This is a genomic window from uncultured Tateyamaria sp., from assembly GCF_947497045.1.
Lineage (GTDB): Bacteria > Pseudomonadota > Alphaproteobacteria > Rhodobacterales > Rhodobacteraceae > Tateyamaria.
Genome location: NZ_CANMEU010000002.1, coordinates 446,901 through 462,696, shown reverse-complemented (window position 1 = coordinate 462,696; position 15,796 = coordinate 446,901). Strand labels below are relative to the sequence as shown.

The following is a 15,796-nucleotide window of genomic DNA, read 5'->3' as shown; positions in this document are numbered from 1 at the left end:
GATCAGCGCACGGACCACTCAAGATCAAAACCGGGGTCAAAGACGGTGACAGGGCCATCTTCGGTGTCGATATGGGCAGGGTAGTCGGGCGCGGATTTGGTGAGCGTGATTGTGTCGGAATTGACGGGCAGGCCGTAAAAGGCGGGGCCGTTGCGCGATGTGAAGGCCTCGAGCCGGTCGAGCGCGGCGTCCTGTTCGAACACCTGCGCAAGGATCGCCATCGTGTTGGGGGCGGTGAAACAGCCCGCGCATCCGCAGGGCAGCAGTTTGTTTGCATCCGTATGCGGCGCACTGTCGGTGCCAAGGAAAAAGCGCGCCTCGCCCGATGTCGCAGCGGCGCGCAGGGCAAGCCGGTGCTCTTCACGTTTGGCGACGGGCAGGCAGTAATAATGCGGTTTGATCCCCCCGGCGAGGATGTGGTTGCGGTTGATCACCAGATGATGCGTCGTGATCGTCGCCCCGAGGCTGTCGTCCTGGGCGCGGGCATAGTCGACCGCGTTGGAGGTGGTGATATGTTCCATGACAACGCGCAAACCGGGCGTGGCGCGCCGGATCGGGTCAAGGACGCGGTCGATGAACACGGCCTCACGGTCGAAAATGTCGATATCCGCGTCCGTTACCTCGCCGTGGACACACAAGGGCAGGCCGATCTCGGCCATGCGTTCGAGCGTGGCGCGCACGATATCGAAATTTGCTACACCAGAGGCCGAATTGGTGGTGGCCCCCGCGGGATAGAGTTTGACCGCCTTGATCAGCCCGCTGGCATGGGCTGCGGCCACATCGTCGGGGTCGGTGTCTTCGGTCAGGTAAAGCGTCATCAACGGCTCGAATGCCAACCCATCGGGCAACGCGGCGAGAACCCGGTCGCGGTAGGCGCGCGCCTGATCGCCTGTCACCACAGGGGGGACCAGATTGGGCATGATGATGGCGCGTGCAAAATGCTGGGCTGTATGCGGCAGAACGGCGCGCATCATCGCACCGTCGCGCAGATGCAGGTGCCAATCGTCGGGGCGGGCAATCGTCAATGAAGTCATGGTCGCGCGTTAGCACGGGGTGCGGGGCGGTTTCTAGCCCTCCTTGGCGACGTTCTGTGCTGCTGCGGCCTCGCGGGCGGCCTCAAGCTTGGCAAGACGGCGTTGAAAGCGCGGCTCTTCCATCCGGGCGGTCACGTTTTTGATCAGCATATGCGTCAGCGCAGTGCGGTCCTGACGATCAAGTGCCGCCAGCACACGGCGCAGATACCAGGGATGGGTGCGCCGGGCACGGTAGGCTTTGGCAAAGCTGAGATCGTCAAGCGTACCGTCAGCCACCATGGTCAGCAGATTGGGCAGGATATCGTCCATGGCCAGAAGGTCGCCCTGAATGGCACCCCCCATATTGCGCAGGCGCAATTGCTTGACGGCTGCGCGGGTGAACAGGGCGGCATGCATCGCATCCATCGTCTCGGCCGGATCATAAAGCACAAAGGCCTGATCGCAGGCATCCAGCATGTCCGGCGCATAGCCATAGCGGGAGGTAAAATCGGTGCGCCGCATCTCGCGAAACCGATCGTCCCATTCGGTCACACGCGGATCAAGGGTGGCTTGGGGCTGCACGATCATCACGCGTGCGCCGGGTGCTGCGACGGAAAAGGCGGCGGCCCCATATCCGCAAGGGCCTGCGCCGTAAAAGATAACCTGTTCGAAATCATCGAAAAAACCGTCATCGATCATCCGGTCAAACAGACCGATCACGTGGCGGTCGCGAAACCATGTGTCTCCGTCCGAAGCCACGCACAGGTGGGACCAGCCTTGCTTGCGTACCATGGACCAGCCGAACGGTTCGGCTGATTTTGCCAAGCCGCGCATGCCCTGCACGGATTCAAAGGTCACAAGCAACGTGTCGCCGCGCCGGATGTGGGCCGCAAAATGCTTGCGCCCAAGGGGTTGGAAAAACCCTTGCTCTTCAGCCACCTTTGCCAGTTCGGTCAGCCACTCACCTTTCGGCAAGCCAGCCAGATCGGTGTAAAAATCGTACTCTGCGTCCTGCATCGCATCATCCTCATCTCCCGCGTTTTTGGGCGGGTTGGCAGTGGGATTAGACGCCCAATACGGCAGAAATAAGAAAAATTTGAGCGACTATTGCGCCGGTGGGGTGGTGATGGGTCAATCTTGGGCGGCTTTTGCCATGTTGGCAAAACGGATCATAAACTGTGCCGCCTTGGCAGGCACGGGGCGTGTGGGTGAGGTCATCAGCAGCCGGCCAAAAAGCGCGCGAAACGGTTCGTGCGTCATCAGCGTCTCAAAGCGTGCCTTGCGCCAGGCGACGGCATCGTTGTGCAGCGCCGCAAGGGTGTAATCGCTGCGCAGTTCGGCCAAATGCGTGTCGCGTGATGCGTCGTAGCGGCGGATCGAAGTGTCTGTTTGTGAACAAAAATTCCGCTCGACCCAGTAATCCAGACCCAGCATGTCATCCGAATGCACCGCGCGCCCCCGGTCGGCTTTGAGCACATAGCTTTCCATGGCCCCAAGAGGGTAGTGATTGATCTGTGCCAGCCCGTAATTGGGCCGTCCATAGTTCGAAAAAATCCGTCGGGTTTTGAACTGATCGTCCAGCGCGCGGCCATGGCTGTCATACCAGCGTGCGGCGACCAGTTTGGCCTCATCCGCGTCGCGGGGGCGGTGAACGCCCGGTTTTCTGTAGGTGCCATCATTGGCGTAAAGCGTCTTGAACATCGACGCCCGCCACGGCCAGTTCAGGATATCGGGGGCCCCTTTGATAAACGTCTCGGTCACAGGCGAATCGGCATAACGCACCTGATCATCATTGCCGAACAGCCGCCACGTGAGGGTGATCGCGCTGGCATCCGGCAGGGCGGCGTGCAGGGCAGACAGGGTTCCGTCGCCGGTGTGAATGTTCACAAACTCGTCCACATCCAGCGGCAAGATCCAATCGGCCCGTTTGACCCGCCCCATCTTGGCCGCGTGTTTCAGAGCGGTAAATTGGATGCCGCCCTTGTCGTAGGGGCCATCATTGCGCACATGTTTGAGCCAACCCATCGTGTCCAGCCGGTCCAGAATCGTGTCGGTGCCATCATCGCAATCGTTTGAAAAGACAAGGAAGTCATCAAAGCCAACGGCGCGGTGATGGGCCAGCCATTCCAGCAGAAACGCGCCTTCGTTGCGCACCGTCAGGATGGCCAGATGACTCACTTGGCCACGAATCCAACAAGGCTTCCGGCGCTGATTGAGGGGTCATAGGCAAGGTTGGCGGCTGCCATCGCCTCAAACACGCGCGCGATGCCAGCAGGGCCGATGCGGTCTGGGTTCAGCTTGATCAGGGCCTGCCGTACGGTTGGCAGCGGAACGCCCTTGAACACATCCGCCTCGCCCCCCTCGATATTGCACAGGATCACGGTCGGCTTGATATCTTTCATCACGCCCTTGGTGTTGACCATATCGACAGTCACGGGTGTGGCCTCGCGCCCGTCAAACGGCAACAGCGACGACAGCGGCGCATAGGATTGCAGCAGAAACGGGACCTTGGATTTACGCGGGCCCAGAACGGCGTTCGTCAGTTGAACATTCTGAATACCGTTGGTGGCAAGCATGGCCTCGGCATAGCGCACAACAGCCGCGTTGCCATCATAGCCGTGGATCATGGCCACCTCGCGCCGCTTGGCGATCATGCCGGTCACAAAACCAAGCCCGCTGCCCAGCTCCAACACTGTGTCGCCCGGTTGTACCACCTCAAGTGCTGCGGTCAGAAAGCCCTGATCATAGCGGCTCAACCGCAATTTCTTGTGAATTTTCGGGGTCAGATAGTCCGGGTCCAGGGGGAACTTCAGCGCGCCCACCTTGATATGCCCATCCGGGTCGATTGTGCTGCTGCCGTCCATGTCAACTTTCCATATCGAGGGCCAAAGCATAGGCCACACGTTCGGTTTCCGTCAATTTGACCTTGAGGGCCTGATCATACAGTTCCTTGAATTCGGGGTTCTTGTGCAACTCGTCCGCCTTGGCGCGGTGCCATTGCAAGCCCTTTTCGTGCCATGCGCACAGTTCCTTGTCTTCCATCAGGATTTCGAATTCGGCGTGCAGGCGGGGCAGGTTGCGCTTGATGGTGATGTCGCGGAAATCGGACCAATCCATGCGGATCCAGTAGTTGATCCCGATGGAGCGATCCACGTGTAGCGCGCGACCCCTCTGGCGCTTGATCAGAAAGGATTCAGCCGAGCGTAGCGCGTAGTGATTGAGTTGCAGTAGGTCATAACCGATTGACTTTTTCGAACTTCTCCACCCGTTTTCTGCTGCTTCTTTCGTCATATCCTTGCCGGAACCATTCACCCACCGTACTTTATCCCTTTTCTCGGGGACAAGCTTGTTGGGGCGGTGGCAACTTATCTTTTCATAGGCCCCGATGTTCTTGAACATGGTCTTGAAACCCCAGACCGTGTGGGGTTTGGGGCAGTATTTGGGGGCGCAGTGATCAAACTGGTCGATGACAAAGTCGTCCGCCAGATCGGTGACGCCGTTATGTCCAAACAGCCGCCATGTCATCGCTACGTTCGTCGCATCCGGCACCGCATCAAAGAAATCCTGCAAGGTGCCGTTGCCGGTGCGCACATTCATAAATTCGTCCACGTCGATGTGGATAATCCAGTCCGCGTTTTGGATCAGCGGCTCTTTCAGCGACTGGTTCAGCGCGTATTGCTGGGGTGAATTGCCCTTCCAGCCGTCGTTGTTGCGGTGCTGCACGACGCCCATCTCTTGCAATCGGTCGAGGATTTCGGTCGTCCCGTCCTCGCACCCGTTGGTGTAGATCAGGAAGTTATCGACGCCCATCGCGCGGTGATAGGCGACCCATTCGATGATATAGGGGGCCTCGTTTTTCATGCAGCCGACGATGACATTCCCGGTCGAGCCCTTGGGCAGATCGCGGGGCGGGACCGGGGTGTAGGCGACGGCCATCTCTTCTTCGTTCACCGCGCCAAGGCGATTGTGCGGCGCAAAGGACGATGTGCGCAGCTTTTCAAAGTTCTGCACGGCCAGCGGGGGCATGAGCGCGCGCGCGCTGTCGCTCAGCCCGTCGGTCTTGGTATCGGGGGCAACCTCAGCTGGTTCGGGTGAGGGGCTGGTGTTGATGCGGGCCAGATCAGCGGCCTTGGATTTGCGTTCTTCCTGCGTGGCCTTGTTAATGCGCCACATGAACCCCAGCAAATATTGCGATGCGCGAAAGCCTCGGGTCGGGTCCGCCTCGACCCAGGCGTCTTGCGCCGGTGGAGCTTTTAACAGCGCTTTGGGCAAATCATGGTCGGCCGTCAACACCTTGTTTTTTGTCGAAAAAACCTTTGAGATCGCCGACAAGCTGCTGGGATCAATCGGGTCGCCGCCCACCTGAATTTCATGCACGAATGAGCGCCACAACTGACGCGGCAGGATCAGCTTTTCGCCCTCCAGCACACGCAGGATCAGCGCGTTCAACTGACGCCCCCGGGCCAGCCATGCGGCAGAAATCGGGGCAGGCGGTTCGTCAGCCGCAGCCTTGCCGATGGCGCTTTCAATCTGAAAGGCCGCACGAATTTCGTCCGTGACGGTTTCGGCCGCAAATGCTGACGCATCATAGGCCCGGAACGTCAGCGCACCATCCCCGAACACCGCGTTCCAATGGGCCTCAAGTGCGGTGTAATCCAGCCAGAACGCAGCCCCCTGGCTTTCGGCAAAAATCCCGGCCTGCGCGTTGATGGCAGGCGTAGCGGCCAGCGCGGCATCCCACCACCGATCCGCCCCGACAAGCGCCAGTTCCTGATCCAGCGATGCGCCGCGCCCCTCGAATATCTGCTCGCCGTAGTGGCGCGCCAGCAGGCGGGCGGGTTCATCGATGTGGGCGATGATGCGGATGTCGGAGGATAGCGGCACCAGCATGTCCCGCAGCCGCTCCAGTTCGGACCGCGAGGCGAGCGAAACACCCAGTTGCGACGCCGACAGGATCAGATGATCGGGGGTGTGCTGCGCCACTTCCTTGGTCAGATCGGCGATCAGCGCCTCGCGCAGCACCTGCTGTTTGTCGCCCGTGATATAGCCGCGATTATAGCGCAGCGGGTCGATATGCTCAGGATCCGTTACGGCCATATAGAGGCGCGTGTGGTTCTTGTTTCCGGGGCTGCGCGCGAACAGGATGCCCTTGGTGATCAACTGATCACGTTTGGCGGCAAGTACGGATTGCAGCCGGTCCGCGCCCACCTGTTCAAGCCCGATGTGCAGGTGGATCTTCATCCCACGACCTCACTAAGTGTGTTCACGTTAAGCTTGCCCCACCAGGGCAGGTCAAAGCCCAGAAATGCGCTAATCTGATCGCGGGCATCCGGGGCGGCCACGTCATATTCAAAGAAATTCGGATCGCCGCGAAAGATGGCGCGCATATGGGCGTAATGTGCCTCGATCCACTGGACCCGCTGTGCGGTCGTCTCGCCATAACCTGCGGGCAGGCCGGGCGCATTTGTGGCGGGCAGGCGCGATGTGCCCAGATCGGACCACGCCAGCATGGACTGCGAAGTCTTGAAGCTGTCCCGGTTGGAGGCCAGAAACTTGACGCCTGGATGATGGGTGCGAATGGCCTCGATCAGCCCATGATCCATCTGCGGCCAAAGCGAGCGGGAATGTTGCAGCACGCTCATCTCGCTCAGCGCTTCGAACCCGGGCAGGTAAGTGGCGGGATCGCCAGTTTCGTAATATCCGCGATAAAGCAGATCCGCGACGAACTGGCCATGCAACTCGGTGACCGGGGTCTGATGGGGCAATATCCTGTGGTCTGCCGCGTGCAGGCCACCACGGCGCAGCGCCTTTGCCAGCGTCGTGGTCCCGGTTTTGGGCAGACCAAGGTTGACGACCTTCAACGTCATGCAGCCGGATCCATCAAGCCCAGAGAGATCAACATCGCCTCTTCCTGCGGGGGCAGAGTTGATGCGGCACGCAGCTGCGCCCGCATCTCGCGGTAGCTCTCCTGCTTCAGCAATTCGTCCCGCTTGGCGATATGCGCCTTGACGCAGGCGTCGTGCAGGCCTTTGATATCCTTGTCTTTCTTCAGCTCGGTCAGCGCCTTGTTCAGATCAGGCAGGTAGCGTTGAATGCTGGTATCTTCCCATGCCGGATCATTGCGTTCGCGCCAATATGTGTCGTCAAAGGCGCGGTTTTCGCGGTTCACATCGCCCCGGTCGTTCTTGACGAGATAGCTGTCGAGGCTGCGCAACGCATAGTGGTTTAACGTCGCGTGCAAGCGTGCCCCATGGGCCGGAAAACGACGGATGCGGCGCGGGTTTGCGGCCACCAGAAACCGATGAGGTACGCGGCGCGCGGATCCATCCGTCCACTTAGGTCGTTCTTTCCCCTTTTGAAACGGGCGATGGGCCCCATAGTATTTCAGGGGGAAATCGTGACGCACCAGTGACTTGACCTCGATCGCGGCCTCACCGCACCACAGATCCGGGTTGTGGGATCGGGTGAACTGGCCGATCACAGGGGCATCCTCGAACGCCTCGATCCCGTCATTGGCAAAGAACTGAAAGTTGATCGATATCGCCTGCGGATCGTCGCAGGCTTCGACCAGCGCCGAAATCGTATGATCGCCCACATGGATGTTCAAAAACTCGTCCACATCCGCAATCCAGACCCAATCGGCCTGCATCACGATATCCCGGCGGCGCGCGTCCTTCAGCGCCTCCATCTGGTAATTGCGCCCCTCGGCGGGGTTGGGCAGGTGCTGGCAAATGCCCCGCGCGGCCAGCGCATCCAGCAGATCATCCGTCCCATCAGTGCAATCGTTGGAGTAAAACAGATGGTCCGTCACCCCGATCAGCTGATTGAACGCGATCCATTCCAGCAGGAACGGGCCCTCGTTTTTCACACATGTCACAGCCGTCACGCGCATGCGCCGTCCGCCTCGGTTGTTGGGGTCATCGCCCGCCGCCTCTCGTGGGTCCGGGTGCGTTATGCCTCGGACCTCGTTTTCATCACCTTAACATCATGCCAGTTGTGGTGAATCCCGTCAACGACAGGGGGTTGACGCAGCCCCCCCACGGTGCAGTTTGGACACGCAAAGGGGAGCATCATGCCGCAAACAGATACCATCGACGCCGTCCAGAAAATGCTGGGCGATCAGGGCTATGTCTGTGACCGCGCGCTTGGGACGGTCGTGTTCCTCAGCCTGTCGCTCGGGCGGCCTCTGTTTCTTGAAGGTGAGGCAGGCGTGGGCAAGACCGAAATTGCCAAGGCGCTGTCCGCAGCACTTGGGCGTCGTCTGATCCGGCTGCAATGCTATGAGGGGCTTGATGCGTCCTCGGCAGTGTATGAATGGAACTTTCCTGCCCAGATGGTCGCCATTCGGACAGCCGAAGCGGCCGGGGGCGCGGATCGCAAAGCGTTGCAAAGTGAGCTGTTCAGCGATGACTACCTGATTGAGCGCCCGCTGTTGGATGCGATGCGCCCGGATGAAAACGGCGCGCCGGTGCTGCTGATTGACGAACTTGACCGCACAGATGAACCGTTCGAGGCGTTCCTGCTCGAAGCCCTCAGTGACTTTCAGGTCACCATCCCCGAACTCGGCACGATCAAAGCCCCCGAACCGCCCATTGTGATCCTGACGTCCAACCGGACGCGCGAAGTGCACGATGCGCTCAAACGGCGCTGCCTCTATCACTGGGTGGACTACCCCACGTTCGATCGGGAACTCGAAATCCTGACCGCGCAAGCGCCCGAAGCTGCCGCCAATCTCAGCCGCGAGGTGGTCGCCTTTGTGCAACGCCTGCGCACCGAGGATCTGTTCAAGAAACCGGGCGTGGCCGAAACCATCGACTGGGCCAAATGCCTGCTGGCCCTGGACGTGATCACGCTCAGCCCGGAGGTGATCGCTGACACGCTTGGGGCGATCCTGAAATACCAGGACGACATCCAGAAACTGCACGGCTCAGAGGCCAAACGACTTCTGGACGAGGCAAAAGCCAGCCTTGATCCCGCCTGATCCTCTTCATCTTGCAAGATAAACTCCGGGGGTCCGGGGGCTGGCCCCCGGGAACAACAGATGCCTGAATATGCGCCGCTTGATCTGCCTGATGACCCCAAACTGGCGGGGAACATCACCCATTTTGCACGGGCCTTGCGGCGCGCGGGCATCCCGATTGGACCCGGTCGGATCATCGATGCGATCCGCGCGGTCGAGACAGCAGGGTTTACGGAAAAGCGGGACTTTTACTGGGCTCTTCATGCGTGTTTTGTCTCAAAGCCCGAACAACGCACGGTCTTTGCCCAGATATTCCGGCTCTACTGGCGCGATCCGCGCTATCTTGAGCACATGATGGCAGCGATGTTGCCTGCGGTGCGCGGCGTGCAGGAGGATCGCGGCGCGCAAGCGGCGGAAAAACGGGCCGCCGAGGCATTGCTTGACGGGGCAGGGGCCCCTGATCTGGATGAGCCCGAAGCAGAGGACGGCACCGAGATTGAAGTCGATGCCTCGCTCACCATGTCGGCCGAGGAAAAGCTGAAAACGCTCGATTTCGAACAGATGAGCACGGCGGAGATGGCGCAGGCCAAGGCGATGCTGGCGCGCATGCGCCTGCCGATTGACCCGATCCCGACGCGGCGCACCAGGGTGGCCGGTCTGGGTCGTATCGATGCCGCCCGCACCTTGCGCGCCGCGATGCGGCAGGGCGGTGAACTCCATGATCTAAAATGGAAAACCCCGCGCACCCGCTATCCGAACCTCGTGGTGCTGTGTGATATTTCCGGCTCGATGAGCCAATATTCCCGCGCGGTACTGCATTTCCTGCACGCGGTCAGCAATGCCAGAGGGGCCGGGTGGGCGCGGGTGCATGCGTTTACCTTCGGCACACGACTGACCAATATCTCGCGCCATCTCGATCAGCGTGACGTGGACGCAGCGTTAAAGTCTGCGGGGGCCGAGGCGCAGGATTGGGAAGGAGGCACCCGGATCGGGGCCTGCCTTGAGGCGTTCAACCGCGACTGGTCGCGGCGCGTCATGGGGCAGGGGGCGGTGGTGTTGCTGATCACCGATGGGCTTGACCGCGACGACCCCAATGCGCTGGCCAAGCAGATGGAGCGGTTGCATCTGTCATCGCGCCGCCTGATCTGGATCAACCCGTTATTGCGATGGGACGAATTTGCCCCCAAAGCGCGGGGCATTGCGGCCATGCTGCCCCATGTGGACAGCTTTCGCGCAGGCCATTCTATCGCTTCGCTTGAGGAATTGGCGGCGGTCATTTCAAAGCGCGATGATGTGGGCGACCGCGACCGGCTGTTGTTGCGTCAGGTTGCGTCCTGAGGGGCGGGACCGGGACTGTTTTGGCGCTGCCAAAAGGCAACCGCCCACCGACCCTTTTTCAGGCAAATGTCTCGGCAAAGCTGTTGCGGAAGATCGCACTGAGTTCAGCCAGCGGTGCGCCGGATTGGCCGAACCATACGCTATCGGAGGTGAACTTGCCCACCGATTTGATCGGCACACCCGCGCGCCCTGCAGCGATCATCAGCGCCTCGGCCTTGTCGAAGTTGCAGGCCACCAGATAGCGTCCCTGATCCTCGCCAAAGAGCGTGCCCATGTCGCCGCTGTCGAGCCAGACGCCGACCCCCGCCGCTTCCGCCAGCTCGAACGCGGCAAGCGCAAGGCCACCATCCGAGAGGTCCGTGCACGCGGTGATCAGCGCGCGGTTGTCGCGGATGAAATCGCCATGGCGCTTTTCGATGTCGAGGTCCACCGCAGGCGCGTCTCCTTCGGCGCGACCAAACACTTCGGCAAGCAGGGCGGATTGACCCAAATGCCCACCACATTCGCCGATCATCAGCGCCACATGCCCGTCGCGCACATCGCAGCCGATCATCTCATCATCCGCGGCCAAGAGCCCGACCGCCCCGATGGTGGGGGTCGGCAGGATGCCCGCCCCGTCGGTTTCGTTGTAAAGTGAGACGTTGCCTGAAACGATGGGCATGTCGAGCGCGCTACAGGCCTGTCCGATCCCGTCCAGTGCGCCCACGAACTGGCCCATGATCTCGGGTTTTTCGGGATTGCCGAAGTTGAGGTTGTCGGTGGTGGCCAGCGGGCGCGCGCCCACGGCTGTGAGGTTGCGATAGGCTTCGGCCACGGCCTGTTTGCCACCCTCGACCGGGTTGGCCTTGACATAGCGCGGGGTCACATCGGACGTGAAGGCGAGCGATTTGCCCGTACCGTGCACGCGCACAACGCCCGCGCCCATGCCGGGCGTGCGGGCGCTGTCGGCCATGACCATGGTGTCATATTGCTCGTAAACCCACTGTTTGGCCGCGTAGTTCGGGCTTGAAATCAGCGCGCGCAGCCCGTCGATGGGATCGACCGCCGGCACCTCGCCAAGCGGTTCTGCGGTGGGCGTGGGCACCCAGGGGCGATCATATTCGGGCGCTTCGGATGAGAGTTTGGACAGCGGCAGGTCGGCTTTGACCTCGCCCCCATGTTCGATCACAAACCGATCTTCGGCGATGGTTTCGCCCACGATGGCAAAATCGAGGTCCCATTTGTCGAACACCGCTTTGGCCTCAGCCTCAAGGTCGGGGTTCAGGACCATCAACATACGTTCCTGCGACTCCGACAACATCATCTCGTAGGCTGTCATGGCCGTTTCGCGCACGGGCACCGCGTCCAAATTCAACCGCACGCCAAGGCCGCCTTTGTCGCCCATTTCGACGGCCGAACACGTCAGGCCCGCAGCCCCCATATCCTGAATGGAAATAACAGCGCCGGTTTGCATCAGCTCAAGCGTCGCCTCCATCAGCCGTTTTTCGGTGAAGGGATCGCCGACTTGGACGGTGGGGCGTTTTTCCTCGATTGTGTCGTCAAATTCGGCAGAGGCCATCGTTGCCCCACCCACACCATCGCGGCCCGTCTTGGCACCCAGATACACAACCGGCATGCCGATGCCCGACGCGGCGGAGTAGAAAATCTTGTCCGCATCCGCAAGGCCCGCGGCAAAGGCGTTCACGAGGCAGTTGCCGTTATAGGCCGGGTCAAAGCGAACCTCGCCCCCGACGCAGGGCACACCAAAGGCGTTGCCATAGCCGCCCACGCCTTCGACGACGCCGTGGACAAGCTGACGGGTCTTGGGATGATCGGGCATGCCAAAGGACAGCGCATTCATCGCCGCAACCGGGCGCGCGCCCATGGTGAACACATCACGCAGGATGCCGCCCACCCCTGTGGCCGCCCCCTGATAGGGTTCGATATAAGAGGGATGGTTGTGGCTTTCCATCTTGAAAACAACAGCTTGGCCGTCGCCAATGTCGACGACACCTGCGTTCTCACCGGGGCCACAGATTACCTGTGGGCCGGTTGTGGGCAGGGTCCGCAGCCATTTCTTGGACGATTTATAGGAACAATGTTCGTTCCACATGGCCGAAAAGATACCCAGTTCGGTGAAGGTCGGCGTGCGCCCGATGATTTCAAGGATGCGCGCGTATTCATCAGGGCTGAGACCGTGGCTTGCGATCAGGTCTGGTGTGATCTGTGGTTCTTGCATGGTCTGTCCCCCGGCGACGTTGAGGCGCTCTTTAGAGCAGGTGACGCCGGGGGGAAAGAGGGCAAGGGGGCAGTGCCGGTCTGTGGGTTGTGCGCGCGATCTGTTTGCACCATTTCAAGTGCCCCGATTTCGGAGCGGGTGTGATTGGGGCATGGCGACGCGGGCGCGACGGTCCAGAGGTCGTACTGACCCGATTTTGCACCCCGCCTTAGCGTGGGTTCAACAGAATGACCTCGATCGGGGAGCTGTCATCTGTAAAGGACTTTTTGGCCTTGGTGCGCAGACGCTGTTTGTCTGCATCAAGCACCAGATCACCACCGCGCAGCGTCAGTTGACTGGTCAGCACAGTGATCACGATATCCTTGCCGCCACTGGGCAGGAACACCCGACCGCCGCGTGGCCGCAGGAACATCCGGGTGCGATCTGTGTTGATCTTGATGCCATTCGAGACGCCGACCACGACACCATCCGATGACAACACGCGGAACCCGCTTTTGCCATTGAGGGCGTTGATGTCCGAGGGGCTAAGCTCGGCTTGGGCGGCGGGGGTCGTGAGCGCCAATGCGGCTGCGGTGAACAGAGCGGAGGCAGTGAGTTTGAATTTGGTCATTCCATTTCCTTTCGCTGAGTATAGGCAACACGTGGGGCCGACGTTTCCAAAGGCAAAGGCTGGTCACAAGTCTGTGTGCCTATATCAGCGGCGACTGAGCCAACGCCGACGAAAACGCCGGGTCGATGTTCGCTCTGGCCCGAGATGCCTATCAGATCAGGGGGGAGGGGGGCATAACGTCACCCGTGTCGCTTGCCTAGTTCCCCGGCTTGTCAGGTTTCGGGCTGTCTTCCGCCAGTTCCAGTGCGGCTTGCGTGGCGGCGGCGGCGATGGATTTCTTGTCATCTCCGGTCAGCCTGTGCCCCTCTTCCAGACCCGGCAGGGCGACACGCACCTCGCGGCGGGCAAATTCCAGCCCGTTTTCCTCGAAGGCCTTGTTCACCCGGTTGTAGATTTCCTTGCGCAGCACGAACTGGGTGCCGGGCTTGGCCATGAACTTGCCACGGATCACGATGCCTACATCGTCAAACTCAAACACACCCTGACTTTTGAACGGTTGCAGGAAGTCATCCTTGAACTGGTCCAGGGCCATCATCTCCTGGCCGATCTTCTTGAACAGCTTGCGCACTTTTTCGGGATCGGTGCCAAAGGGCACGGTAAAGCGCAGTTTCATAATCACCCAATCGCGGGAAAAGTTGGTGATCTTGGGGATCTCGCCATAAGGCAGCGTGTGCACGGGCCCCTTGTGGTGGCGCAGCTGCATGGACCGGATCGAGATTTTCTCGACCGTGCCCATGGTGCCTTCGACCTCAACATATTCGCCGGTGCGAAAGGCATCATCGACCAGAAAGAAGATGCCCGACACCACGTCCGTTACCAGTTTTTGCGCGCCAAAGCCGATAGCGAGGCCGACAATGCCCGCACCTGCGAGCAGGGGGGTGGTGTCCACGCCGATGTTCCCCAGCCCAAGCAGGATGAACACGATTGCGATGGTGGCGCGTGAGACGCCAAGGATCAGCGGCAAGACGGTGGACAGGCGCGAGCCGCCCGCGCCACCCCCGTCGCCCAGATCCTCGTTTTCAAGGTCATGGCCCGCAGCCGTCTGTTCAGCCGCCAGCTTGCTGTTGATCCAGAGCGAGACGACCTCATAGGCCAGATAGCCGATGGACAGGATCATCATAAATTCGATCAGCGAAGCGGCAAAGCGTTCGCCCACGCCAGCCGTCGCAATCGAGCCGGGCGTCATCCCCCAGAACCGTGCAATCAGGATCAGCACAAGCCCGAATACGATCACCCGCCCGATGCGGATGAACGAGCGTGTGGCCGCATAATGAGCGCGCTCGGCCACGGGACCTTCCCCGGTCATGGGCGGAGCAGCATGGCGCACGATCGCGCGAATGGCGGTGTCCATGGATGGCGCAAAGAACAGCAAGAACATGGTTTTATAGTGCGGCGCGCTGCCAAGCAGGGCGAAGTTGCCAAAGCTCGCCACGACGCTGACGACCCACCACGTGCCAAGCGAGACCACGATCCCAAAGATCGGAAAGGCGCGCGCGATCCGCTCTTCTATGGGGGATACATCCGGATCACTGCCTCGCATCATCATGGTCAGCCCCGCCCGGTAACGCCAGATCAGGACGGCCGCATAGATATGTACGGCAAAGTTCAGCCAGAACCCGATGCGGGTTTCACCCACTGGCACACCGTTGGCGGCATTGAAGGGGATGATGACCGCGCCCAACCCGATCAGAAAGGCGAGCCAGAAGTTGTGAAAGACCATCGCGCGCGCTGTGCGATCATCGGCATGCACGATCCTGTAGGCGGGATTTTCCGGTGCCATCAGAAAGCGTATGACCGCCGTGGCCATCCGGGGAAAGCCGATCAGAAACGGGCCAACCAACAGCATGAACGGGTGATAAAACTGCGGCACGACCTGATTTGTGATGATCCGGTAGGCCAACATGAACACCGCTACGGCGATGATATTGCCCGTCAGACGGACCCCAAGCGCCCAAAGCTGGTTGCGCAGCGTCTGATCCGCGGGCGGAGTCGGCGGCAGCACAAGCCATCGGCGCACCACCCGGCGGAACACGAACTCGATCGCGAGTGCGCCAAAGATGCTCAGCGCAAAGAACCCCGCCAGCCGCGCCAACCCGTCCCCGCCCAGAAAATTCCCAAAGTTTGAAAATGCTTCGGCCTGACTGCTGAACAGGATGGGCAAGCGTGCGATGGCCTCGGTGATGGTCGAGGCGGCCCCTTCGGTCAGATGATAGAAAAAGTCGTTCACATCGGTGTCTGCGGTGCTGTCATCGACCATTTTCGCATTGAGTTGATCAAGCAACAGGTCGCGCACCTGCGCATCCGAGAGCCGCGAAATCAGCGCATTGGCCGCCTCTTCGGTCAGGAGGGTGGGCAGGGCCGGGGCTGCGTTGTCGGTCGTGTTCGAAGTGGTCGAGAATAACGACTGTGCTTGGGCAGGTGGTGCTGCAACCAACAGCGTTGTCACAATCAGGCACAATGCCCCCATGAGTGCATGTTTGATGGTCATATGTCCCCTCGTGCGCGTTTTGCGTCTTCTGGACATAGCCTGCGTGTCTGTGCCGCGCGACGCAAGGGGGATGTATCTTGTGGCAAACACCAAAAAAAAGGCCGAGCGCGAAGCTCGGCCAAGTCCAACAGGGAGGTATGAAGATCGCGCCGAAGCGCCAGTCTCTTCA

Annotated in this window: 12 protein-coding genes; 2 read left to right on the top strand and 10 right to left on the bottom strand. The window is 60.6% G+C overall.

Translation table 11 applies throughout. The annotated features are described in order from the left end of the window. Positions 1–2: 2 nt before the first annotated feature. The 7 genes from pyrC to Q0859_RS05715 all read right to left on the bottom strand — a co-directional run bounded on the left by pyrC (position 3) and on the right by Q0859_RS05715 (position 7,905). Positions 3–1,034: a dihydroorotase gene (gene pyrC / locus Q0859_RS05745; RefSeq protein WP_299148487.1), complete on the bottom strand. Its 1,032-nt coding sequence runs from the start codon at positions 1,032–1,034 to the stop codon at positions 3–5. Between the two features lie 33 nt (positions 1,035–1,067). Then, positions 1,068–2,030, bottom strand: a complete 963-nt coding sequence (locus Q0859_RS05740; protein ID WP_299148486.1) for a phosphoadenosine phosphosulfate reductase — start codon at positions 2,028–2,030, stop codon at positions 1,068–1,070. Positions 2,031–2,144: 114 nt separating this feature from the next. Beyond that, positions 2,145–3,191, bottom strand: a complete 1,047-nt coding sequence (locus tag Q0859_RS05735; protein ID WP_299148484.1) for a glycosyltransferase family 2 protein — start codon at positions 3,189–3,191, stop codon at positions 2,145–2,147. Beyond that, positions 3,188–3,877 carry a methyltransferase gene (locus Q0859_RS05730; RefSeq protein WP_299148482.1) on the bottom strand — a complete coding sequence of 230 codons (690 nt, stop codon included), beginning with the start codon at positions 3,875–3,877 and terminating at the stop codon, positions 3,188–3,190. Before Q0859_RS05730 ends, Q0859_RS05735 begins: the two co-directional genes overlap by 4 nt. A gap of 1 nt (position 3,878) precedes the next feature. Further along, positions 3,879–6,254 carry a glycosyltransferase family 2 protein gene (locus Q0859_RS05725; protein WP_299148480.1) on the bottom strand — a complete coding sequence of 792 codons (2,376 nt, stop codon included), beginning with the start codon at positions 6,252–6,254 and terminating at the stop codon, positions 3,879–3,881. Continuing rightward, on the bottom strand, positions 6,251–6,880 hold the full coding sequence (locus Q0859_RS05720; RefSeq protein ID WP_299148478.1) for a hypothetical protein: 630 nt from the start codon (positions 6,878–6,880) through the stop codon (positions 6,251–6,253). Before Q0859_RS05720 ends, Q0859_RS05725 begins: the two co-directional genes overlap by 4 nt. After that, positions 6,877–7,905, bottom strand: a complete 1,029-nt coding sequence (locus Q0859_RS05715) for a glycosyltransferase family 2 protein (protein WP_299148477.1) — start codon at positions 7,903–7,905, stop codon at positions 6,877–6,879. Before Q0859_RS05715 ends, Q0859_RS05720 begins: the two co-directional genes overlap by 4 nt. Before the next feature lie 180 nt (positions 7,906–8,085). Here Q0859_RS05715 and Q0859_RS05710 point away from each other — a divergent pair, with 180 nt between their 5' ends. After that, complete coding sequence (locus tag Q0859_RS05710) at positions 8,086–8,994, top strand: MoxR family ATPase (protein ID WP_299148475.1); 909 nt, start codon at positions 8,086–8,088, stop codon at positions 8,992–8,994. Positions 8,995–9,054: 60 nt separating this feature from the next. Next, positions 9,055–10,311: a VWA domain-containing protein gene (locus Q0859_RS05705; RefSeq protein WP_299148473.1), complete on the top strand. Its 1,257-nt coding sequence runs from the start codon at positions 9,055–9,057 to the stop codon at positions 10,309–10,311. A 58-nt stretch (positions 10,312–10,369) separates the two neighbouring features. Here Q0859_RS05705 and purL read toward each other — a convergent pair whose 3' ends face one another. From purL to Q0859_RS05690, 3 genes are all read right to left on the bottom strand, one after another. Continuing rightward, positions 10,370–12,529 carry a phosphoribosylformylglycinamidine synthase subunit PurL gene (gene purL / locus Q0859_RS05700; protein WP_299148471.1) on the bottom strand — a complete coding sequence of 720 codons (2,160 nt, stop codon included), beginning with the start codon at positions 12,527–12,529 and terminating at the stop codon, positions 10,370–10,372. A 208-nt stretch (positions 12,530–12,737) separates the two neighbouring features. Then, the gene (locus Q0859_RS05695; RefSeq protein ID WP_299148469.1) at positions 12,738–13,139 is read right to left on the bottom strand and encodes a hypothetical protein; all 402 of its coding nucleotides are present in this window, start codon (positions 13,137–13,139) and stop codon (positions 12,738–12,740) included. Between the two features lie 196 nt (positions 13,140–13,335). Further along, entirely contained in the window at positions 13,336–15,627 is a 2,292-nt protein-coding gene (locus tag Q0859_RS05690; RefSeq protein ID WP_299148467.1) for a mechanosensitive ion channel family protein, read from the bottom strand. Between the last annotated feature and the right edge of the window lie 169 nt (positions 15,628–15,796).